The following is a 223-nucleotide window of genomic DNA, read 5'->3' as shown; positions in this document are numbered from 1 at the left end:
TGAACTTCACCCTGGACATGGGTAGATCACCTGGTTTCGGGTCTACGACCACGTACTAAACGCCCTATTCAGACTCGCTTTCGCTGCGGCTCCGCCTCTTCAGCTTAACCTCGCACGGGATCGTAACTCGCCGGTTCATTCTACAAAAGGCACGCCATCACCCATTAACGGGCTCTGACTATTTGTAGGCACACGGTTTCAGGATCTCTTTCACTCCCCTTCC

General features: G+C 53.4%; 1 rRNA gene. It reads right to left on the bottom strand.

Features of this window, described 5'->3' with window-relative positions:
• Positions 1–223 (bottom strand): 23S ribosomal RNA (locus MR170_RS31855); the annotation flags it as partial.

This window comes from Bacillus cereus group sp. BfR-BA-01524, assembly GCF_022662595.1.
GTDB lineage: Bacteria > Bacillota > Bacilli > Bacillales > Bacillaceae_G > Bacillus_A > Bacillus_A thuringiensis_S.
The sequence above is the reverse complement of the archived record's forward strand: the minus strand, read 5'-3'. Positions and strand labels throughout refer to the sequence as shown.